Raw genomic sequence first — 8810 nt, 5'->3', positions numbered from 1 at the left:
CAGATCAGGCTCGAACCCCATCTCGGCGAACACACCGGTCACCTGGCGCGGCCTCGTCGACACCCCGGTCAGCGCCCTGGGTGGCGGGCACGAGCTGGTCGGCCAGCATTCGACCAGGCCTTCGTAGGACGTACCCGCCCCTCACCCACCCGGCCGACGGAGACCGGCGCGTATGCGGTCCGCGGGCGGCCGACGCCCTGCTGCGGGTATGGGCCTCTCACCACGAGATGTGCATCCCGCAGCACCTCGAGGTGGAATCCCACCGCGGTCAGGTGCGAGGCAGCGGTCTGGCTGCCCTGGCGAAAAGCGCCAGCGGAGTGTCAGGAGGTGGCCTGCCCGCGGGGTTCGTTCATGGAACCGCTGCCGTTCCACCAGACGTTGGCGCCGTCGCTGCCGCCGGTGCGTGTGCGGGGCATCGACTGGGGGTGCCCCCGCTTGCGAGGGAGACTCGGCGAGGCAAATCAAAACCGTTGGCCGCCAACCGTTTTGGAAAATGACACAGGGCCGGACACTCGACCAGTCCCGTCGCCCGAAGCGCGTGACACTAATCACGCTCTACAGCCGACGGCGGCTCTGGTGAAGCAGTGGGCGACCTGCGAACATGGGGGATGAGCGAGATCTCTGTACGTTTACTGCGAGTGGAAGACTGGCGTGACTACCGCGAAGTCCGACTGGCGGCACTGCAAGAATCACCGCAGGCTTTCCAAGCCACTTACGCTGAAGAAGCCACGAAGCTAGAACCGCACTGGCGAGACTGTATGGGACAGGCCGACCGGTTACTTGCCGAGCGTGAAGGAACGCCGCTCGGAGTTGCCTCCGTCATGATGAATGACGCAGCGACACAGTCCGCTGACCTCTGTGACCTTTGGGTGAAACCTGAAGTGCGCAATACAGGGATAGCTTCACGCTTGGCTCAGGCCGCCGCAGACCAGGCGGTTCAGGACGGCTGCACACACTTGTTCTACTGGGTCAGCACCGAGAACGGCCGCGCGATCGCATTCGCGAGCAACGCCGGATTTCGCGTGACGTCGCAGCGTCGGACCACCCGGACAGAAGACCGAGAGTTCGGCGACCAGGAGATCGCTATGGTGCAGTCCCTCGCCGACGACCCGAGGTCGGTGCCCTCGTCATCACCACCGCGTCTGACGTCCGAAGCAGGGCCCCGGTGACACGCCGCCCGTGAGTCCATCAGTCGACCGAGGTGGCCTGTGAAGGCATTACCGATGTCGCACTGGTCGGCTGGAACTCGGTGATCGGCCTTCGTCCAGCAACCGCTCTGCGGCGCCGGCAGGGAACCGCATTAACAAGTCCGACACGTGGCGGCGAACACGGCCACCAGCAAGGACGTCTGGTCGCTGACAGCTTGCTGGCTGCGGCACACGATTAGTCGGCTTCGACGAACCAGCGCGTGCACGCGCTCCAGGCCACCCCCATGGCCAACACGTCTCGGCTCTTGCGCCGGTAGATGTCGCGACGATCGATCGCGGCGTGGCGATCCATCCGGTCGACGTAACGGCGAACCTACGGCTCTTGACAGCGACGGGTCAGGAGGTGGAGTCTCACGTGAGATTCAGGACAAAAGGGGTTCTCATGGTCGGGTCGGATGGCGCGTTAGATCGGCGAACGGTGCTTAAGGGCATCCTCGGCGGCGCGGCGGGGTTGGCTGCCGTAGGGGGTCTGGGCGCCTGTGGCAGCAGCGGTTCCGGTGCGGCGGACCAGCTCACGTTCTGGCACCTGTTCAGTGGCGCTGACGGCGCGAACGTGAGCCAGATGATTGCGAACGTCGAGCAAAAGAACCCGGGCCTCAATGTCCAGGCGACCACCCTTGCCTGGGGCTCGCCGTACTACACCAAGCTGGCGATGGCCTCCGTCGGGGGACGTCCCCCGGACGCCGCGGTCCTGCACGTCTCTCGGCTGAGCGGGTACGCACCCGGTGGCCTCCTGGTGCCGTACGACCTGACCCATCTGGCGTCGCTGGGCATCACCGAGCAGTCCGTCTCGCCGGCGCTGTGGAAGCGTTGCCTTTACCAAGGGCAGCTGTACTCGTTGCCACTGGACACGCATCCGTTTGTTGCCTTCTACAACCTCGACATCGCCGAGAAGGCCGGGATGGTGGCCACCGACGGGTCCATCACACCGATCACCTCGACGGACCAGTTCCTGGAGGCCGGCACGAAGATGGCCGAGGTGACCGGCAAGGCGGGGATCTCCTTCGGCTACGTACTCGACACCGCGCAAGCGTGGCGGCTCTTCTGGGGCCTCTACGGTCAGACCGGCGGCAAGTACAGCTTCGAGACGGGCCAGAGCGCCCAGTGGGACACCGATAAGGCGGCCCAGGTCATCACGTTCATCACCAAGATGCTGGACGGCAAGATCGCCCCGAAGACCCTGGACTACGCGGGAGCGATCTCCTACTTCACCAGCGGCGCGACCGGGATGATTCTCTCGGGCGAATGGGAGACGCCGTCGTTCAAGAAGGCCATCCCCCATCTCGCAGCTACGCCGATGCCGACGATGTTCGGAACTCCCGCGAACTACGCCGACTCGCATTCCTTTGTGCTGCCCACCCGCTTCGCTCAGGATGACGCGCGGCTCGCTCACACCTACGAGCTGGTGACGGGGCTGGTCAAGGAAGGACTGCTCTGGGCCCAGGGCGGCCACATCCCGGCCTACCTTCCGGTGACCAAGGAACAGGCATACCTGGACCTGAAGCCGCAGTCGGAGTATGCCGCGGCGGCGGAAAGCGTCTTCCTGGACCCGCCGGTGTGGTTCTCGGGGGCGGGCAGCGACTTCCAGAACCAGATGTCCACCCGGCTGCAGCAGGCGTTCATGGGCCAGGTCACCCCGGCCCAGTGCGCGACCTCGATGCTCGACACCATCACGACCATGCTCAAGATCCCGAACCCGGCCTGAGAAGGACTGTCATGGCAACCGCGACCACGCTCCGAAGCCCTGCCGGCGCACAGCGGCAGGAGCTGAATCACCGCAAGCAGCCCGGCTTCTTCAGCGTCGGATGGTTCACCGGACCGTACTTGCTCGTCTTCGCCCTCTTCCTCGGCTGGCCGCTGATCTACGGGCTGTGGATGAGCTTCACTGACGCCAGCCTCACCGGACGCAACGGCTCGTGGGCCGGGTTCGCCAACTACGCGGCCGCGTTCAGCGACCCGATGATGTGGCGCACGATCGGCAACACCTTGTTCTTCACGCTGATCACGACGGTCCCCTTGGTCGTCGTCTCGCTGATCGTCGCCCTGCTGGTCGCGACCGGCCTCCCGGGCCAGTGGTGGTGGCGGCTGTCGTTCTTCGCCCCATTCATGCTGGCCTCGTCGGTGGTGGCAGCAATCTGGGGGTGGCTGTACACCCCGGAAGGCGGTCTGGCCAACACGATCCTGCACTGGTTGGGGATCGGACCAGTCGGGTGGCTCACCGACGAGAAGATCGCCATGTGGTCGGTCGCGATCACCACGGTCTGGTGGACGCTGGGCTTCAACTTTCTGCTCTACCTCGCCGCAATCCAGGCCATCCCAGAGCATCTGTATGAGGCGGCCTCACTCGACGGCGCCGGACCGCTGCGGCGGCTGTGGAGCATCACCTTGCCGCTGCTCACCAAGACGACCGGGCTGGTGGTCATCCTGCAGGTCCTGGCATCCCTGAAGGTGTTCGACCAGATCTACCTGCTCACCCAGGGCGGCCCGAACAACTCCACCCGGTCCACCCTCGTCTACATCTACGACGTCGGGTTCACCGGCTACCGCCTGGGATACGCCGCGGCCATCTCGTTCATCTTCTTCCTGCTCATCCTCATTTTCTCCCTAGCCCAGGCCCTGTGGTCCCGAAGGGAACGCTGACATGACGACCACCCTCCAGACCCCCCCGACGGTGGTGCCGGCTCCTCGTGGCGCGGCCCGCCTGCAGCGCAGGATCGACCGGGACCGCACCGCATCGGTGATGCTCGGCGGCTCGCGCGTCGCCCGGTGGGTCGCCCTGATCGCCCTGATCCTGTTCTCGCTGCTGTGGATCCTGCCGATGGTGTGGGCCATCCTGACCTCGCTGAAGTCGGAGGCGGACGCCTCGGCGGTGCCGCTGCAGATCCTGCCGGAGCACGGGTTCACCCTCTCCGCATACTCCCAGGTCCTCAGCGCCGGCGGGCTGCCCCGGTGGCTGTTCAACAGCGTCATCACCGCCGTGGTCATCACCGCGCTGACGGTGGCGATCTGCGCGCTGGCCGCCTACGCCCTGTCAAGGTTGGACTTCAAGGGGCAGAAGCTCCTGACCGCCCTAACGCTGGCGTCGATCATGATTCCCGCACAGATCCTCATCGTGCCGCTGTTCCGGGAGATGCTCAGCCTGCGCCTCGTGGACACCCTGTGGGGCATCATCCTGCCGCAGCTGATCGTGCCGGTGAACGTCTTCATCCTCAAACGCTTCTTCGACGGCGTCCCGCAGGAGCTGGAAGAGGCCGGACGGATCGACGGCGCCAGCTCGTTGCGGGTGATGTGGTCGATCATTCTGCCGTTGTCCCGGCCGATCCTGGTCGCCGTCGCGATCTTCACTTTCATCGGCGCTTGGAACAACTTCCTGTGGCCGTTCATCGTCGTCAACGACCCGAACCTGATGACGATGCCGGTGGGCATCGCCACGGTCAAGAACGCCTACGGAGTGCAGTACGCGCAGACCATGGCGTCGGCGGTCATCGCCGCCGCACCCCTGCTCATCATCTTCACGTTCTTCCAGCGCCAGATCGTCAAGGGCATCGCCACCACGGGCATCGCCGGCCAGTGACCGACCGCGCATTTGCGGCCTGCCTGCCCCGGCCCACGTTCATGCCCCTGCACCCGGACAGGTAGACCGACCGTGAACGATGCTCACGAGACTGCCAGCCAGCCTCGCCCTGACTATCCCCGCCCGCAGCTGACCCGCCCGACGTGGCGCAACCTCAACGGGAAATGGGAGTTCGAGATCGACCAGGGCGACACCGGTCTCGAACGGGGACTGCTCGATCAGGACACGCTCGCCAACATCATTCTGGTGCCCTTCGTCCCCGAAGCAGAAGCGTCCGGCGTCCACAACACCGACTTCCTCGAGGCGGTCTGGTACGCCCGCTGGGTCGACATCCCACCGGAATGGACGGGCCGGCGGGTGCTGCTGCACTTCGGCGCCGTCGACTACGACACGACGGTCTGGGTCGACGGGCAGGAGGTACGGCGCCACAGGGGCGGGTTCACGTCGTTCTCGGTGGAGCTGACCGACGTTGCGGTACCCGGGACGCGGGTGCGCCTCGTGGTACGCGCCCGGGACTCCCAGCACGGCTTGCAGGCCCGGGGTAAGCAGGCAACGTGGTACGACAACTCGGCGGCCTACTACACCCGCACCACCGGCATCTGGCAGAGCGTGTGGCTCGAGCCGGTCCCTCAGACCTACATCCGACGCATCACCGTGACCCCGCACTTCGCCACGGGTCAGTTCACCGTCGAAACCATCCTCAACGCGAACAAACCCGGATACGCGCTCCAGGTCGAGCTGCGGGACGCCGACGGGGTGGTCACCACGGCGGGCACGCCGGCGGACCTCGACCTCACGCCGACGGCACAGCTCAGCGTGCCGCGAGAGCGGGTCCGCCCGTGGTCACCGCAGGACCCCCACCTGTACGACCTGAGCGTGACCCTCCTCGACGAGCACGGCCACGTCGTCGACGCGGTGGGCAGCTACTGCGGGCTGCGTTCGGTGGCTATCGACGGGCGGCGGGTGCTGATCAACGGTGAGCCGGTGTTCCAGCGGCTGGTCCTGGACCAGGGCTATTGGCCCGACACGCTCATGACGGCCCCGAGCGACGAGGCGCTTATCCGCGACATCGAGCTCGGCCTCGCTGCCGGGTTCAACGGGGCCCGCCTGCATCAGAAGGTCTTCGAAGAGCGCTACCTCTACCACGCAGACCGTCTCGGGTACCTGGTCTGGGCCGAGTTCGGCGACTGGGGGGTGCGCGGTCAAGGCGTGCCGGGGCACACCCAGCAACCGACGGCGGCGTTCGTCGCGCAGTGGCTGGAAGTACTCGAACGAGACGTCAACCATCCAGCCATCATCGGCTGGTGCCCGCTGAACGAGACCGACCAGGTGCTGCACGACCGGATCACGGTGCTCGACGACGTGACCGCAGCGATGTTCCTCGCCACCAAGCTCGCCGACCCGACGAGGCCCGTCATCGACGCCTCCGGCTACTCGCACCGGGTGCTCACCACGGACATCTACGACTCACACAACTACGAGCAGCAGCCGGCCACGTTCGCCCAGCAGGTCGGCGGCCTCTCCGACGGGAACCCCTACGTCAACCGCTCGCAGCACACACCCGGCGCGACCATCTCGAGCCCGTACCGCGGGCAACCGTACTTCGTCTCCGAGTTCGGCGGCGTGTGGTGGGACCCGGAAGCCGCCGCTAAGCAGGCGGATAGTGCCGAGCACAACGACCCCTACGAATCGTGGGGTTACGGTCAGAAGGTTCGCGACGAGGAAGAGTTCCACTCACGCTTCGAGGGACTGACCGGGGTCCTGCTGGACGACCCGGAAATGTTCGGCTACTGCTACACCCAGCTGACCGACGTCATGCAGGAGAAGAACGGCATCTACCGGTTCGACCGCGGCGCGAAGCTGGACGTCGAGCGCATCCGCAAGGCACAACAGCGGCCGGCCGCGTACGAGCACGGGGACTCCTAAACCGGGTCGGGGGTGCCACGTCGCCATGAGCTCTCCGGCCGCCCAGCGCCCCGGGGTCACCATCAAACATGTCGCGGCCCGAGCCGGGGTGTCGTGGAAGACGGTGACCAACGTCGTGCATAACCGTCCCAACGTCAGGGCGGAGACACGACAGCGGGTCATCGACGCGATCGACGAGCTTGACTACCGACCAGACCTGGCCGCTCGGCAGCTGCGTCAGGGACACAGCCAGACCCTTACCCTGGTCGTCCCGGACATCCTTAACCCCTACTTCGCCATGCTGATCAAGGCGACGTTCGAGGCGGCCTCGGCACGCGGCTACGCCGTCTTCGTCGAGAGCGCCGGTCTGGAACCGCGCGACGAGCGACAGGCGGCGGCGGCGCTGTTCCGTTTCGCGTTCGACGGGGTGATCTTCCATCCCAGCCACGTCACCCCCACCGAGCTGGCCGACATCGCCGCGCGTAAACCAGTCGTGCTAGTCGGTGAGAACCTCGAGCACACTCCGCTCGACCGGGTCAGCATCGACAACGTCGAGGCGGCGGATGAGATCACCAGCCACCTACTCGCCGCCGGCCGCAGCACGATCGCCTTCCTCGGCACCCGAGCCGAGCCGGGCCAGCCCAGCGGGGTCCGGTTACGGGGCTACCAGAACGCGCTGCAGCGCGCCGGTATCGAGGTCCGCGACGACCTCCAGGTGGACGCACAGGACTTCGACCACGTGCACGGCGTTCGGGGCGCCACGCGGCTCATGGCGAAAACCCCGAACATTGATGCGATTGTCTGCGTCAACGACGTCCTAGCCATCGGCGCCTTGAAGTACCTTCGCGACACCGGGCGCCGGGTACCCGACGATGTCGCCGTCACCGGGTGGGACAACGTCCCAGGCTCGGCCTACACCGCACCGCCGTTGACGACGGTCGACGCACACGTCGAGCAGATCGCGGCCCATACCGTCGACCTGCTCGTCAACCGGATCGCCGACCCCAACCGCCCGCCCCAGGACATCGTCGTCGAACACCACCTCGTGGTGCGCAACTCCTCCCCCTGAGGGCGCAGCATACGATCTTGGACGGACAGGCTGGAGTCACGAACTCATGTTCGCGTCCTCGTTGCGGGGTATACGTCCACGCGGTCTCGCTGCCCGTGTTTGATGTACCTCAGTCGCGGTAGAGCCGGAAGTAGTCGAATGTCGCGGTCGCTCCGGCCCCGCCCATCGACACCAGGCCGACGCGCAGGCTCGAGCCGGCCGGCAGCGTCCACACACCACCCTCGACCCAGCTGACGCCGTCCCGGCTGCTCCAGGCCCGGAGGACATGCTCGCCGGTGACCGGGTCAAGGGAGTGCGTCAGCCGCAGCCAGGTGGTGGCTGCCGGCGGACCGACGATCGTGCCACCGTAAGAGAGCCGACCGGCATACGTCATCTCCTTGCCGAACTCGACCTGTCGGGTATCCCAGATCGCGACGTGCGAGAGTCGGGTGAACAGGTCGTCATTGACGTAGGCGATGAGTCCGGCCTGCAAGAAGTTGCGGACGGTGTCGACGCCGACGTCGAGGTTCACCTTTGTCTCGACCGCCCAGTCGCCGCTGCCCGGGTCGCGCAGCAGTAAGCCCGCGTTGTTGCTGGTGCCGGTGAGATCGGCCGCCTCGGTGGGCCACGTCAGCGCGCCCCCCGTGATGACGGCGTTGGGGTCCGGCCGCACCCACGACCACCCGGGCTGCAAGGACGGGCCGGTGAACTCGTCGCTCGCGTTGGGGTCCAACCGGTTCGGGACCTTCGGGATGACCCGGTGGGTCACCAGCGCCGCAGCCGGCAGGACGGCGAGGTTGTCGACGCCGACCCGGGCCGACGCCGCCAGCGCCCCACCTTGAGCTGGCAGCGACAGGTCTGCGACGCCAAGGGAAAGCGACACGATCGGGTCACCAAGCCGGGCGGACGAGAGCTGCGCAGTCGCCGTGCCGCCGCGGACGGTCAGGCTCAGCGCGTGCCAGGTCGATGCGTCGAACGCGGCAGGCAGCGTGGCCCGACTCTGCCCCGCCAGCCGGCCGCGGCGCCAGTCCTGCAGCCAAGCCGACCTAGTCACCGGGTCAACGACCAGGGCGAC

General features: G+C 66.6%; 6 protein-coding genes and 1 pseudogene. 6 read left to right on the top strand and 1 reads right to left on the bottom strand.

Translation table 11 applies throughout. The features are described from left to right. Nucleotides 1-608 precede the first annotated feature (608 nt). The 6 genes from ABI385_RS10930 to ABI385_RS10905 all read left to right on the top strand — a co-directional run bounded on the left by ABI385_RS10930 (nucleotide 609) and on the right by ABI385_RS10905 (nucleotide 7756). Nucleotides 609-1169: a GNAT family N-acetyltransferase gene (locus ABI385_RS10930; RefSeq protein ID WP_348103784.1), complete on the top strand. Its 561-nt coding sequence runs from the start codon at nucleotides 609-611 to the stop codon at nucleotides 1167-1169. Nucleotides 1170-1626: 457 nt separating this feature from the next. Next, nucleotides 1627-2913, top strand: a complete 1287-nt coding sequence (locus ABI385_RS10925; RefSeq protein ID WP_348103783.1) for an extracellular solute-binding protein — start codon at nucleotides 1627-1629, stop codon at nucleotides 2911-2913. An 11-nt stretch (nucleotides 2914-2924) separates the two neighbouring features. Next, nucleotides 2925-3848 carry a sugar ABC transporter permease gene (locus tag ABI385_RS10920; RefSeq protein ID WP_348103782.1) on the top strand — a complete coding sequence of 308 codons (924 nt, stop codon included), beginning with the start codon at nucleotides 2925-2927 and terminating at the stop codon, nucleotides 3846-3848. 1 nt (nucleotide 3849) lies between these two features. Beyond that, nucleotides 3850-4782 (top strand): carbohydrate ABC transporter permease, encoded by a 933-nt coding sequence (locus ABI385_RS10915; RefSeq protein WP_348103781.1) that lies wholly within the window; start codon nucleotides 3850-3852, stop codon nucleotides 4780-4782. A gap of 72 nt (nucleotides 4783-4854) precedes the next feature. After that, complete coding sequence (locus tag ABI385_RS10910; RefSeq protein ID WP_348103780.1) at nucleotides 4855-6708, top strand: sugar-binding domain-containing protein; 1854 nt, start codon at nucleotides 4855-4857, stop codon at nucleotides 6706-6708. Between the two features lie 25 nt (nucleotides 6709-6733). Continuing rightward, nucleotides 6734-7756 carry a LacI family DNA-binding transcriptional regulator gene (locus ABI385_RS10905; RefSeq protein ID WP_348103779.1) on the top strand — a complete coding sequence of 341 codons (1023 nt, stop codon included), beginning with the start codon at nucleotides 6734-6736 and terminating at the stop codon, nucleotides 7754-7756. 109 nt (nucleotides 7757-7865) lie between these two features. Here ABI385_RS10905 and ABI385_RS10900 read toward each other — a convergent pair. Beyond that, a pseudogene (locus tag ABI385_RS10900) lies at nucleotides 7866-8810 on the bottom strand (glycoside hydrolase family 43); the annotation flags it as partial.

Origin of the sequence: Lapillicoccus sp., from assembly GCF_039935575.1 — a bacterium.
In the GTDB taxonomy this organism is placed as follows: domain Bacteria; phylum Actinomycetota; class Actinomycetes; order Actinomycetales; family Dermatophilaceae; genus Lapillicoccus.
This window is presented reverse-complemented; position numbering and strand designations above follow the sequence as displayed.

Bases quoted from the DNA above. Each gene is read 5' to 3' on its own strand.
- ABI385_RS10930 (WP_348103784.1), top strand. From the start codon at position 609: ATGAGCGAGATCTCTGTACGTTTACTGCGAGTGGAAGACTGGCGTGAC.
- ABI385_RS10920 (WP_348103782.1), top strand. From the start codon at position 2,925: ATGGCAACCGCGACCACGCTCCGAAGCCCTGCCGGCGCACAGCGGCAG.
- ABI385_RS10915 (WP_348103781.1), top strand. From the start codon at position 3,850: ATGACGACCACCCTCCAGACCCCCCCGACGGTGGTGCCGGCTCCTCGT.
- ABI385_RS10905 (WP_348103779.1), top strand. From the start codon at position 6,734: ATGAGCTCTCCGGCCGCCCAGCGCCCCGGGGTCACCATCAAACATGTC.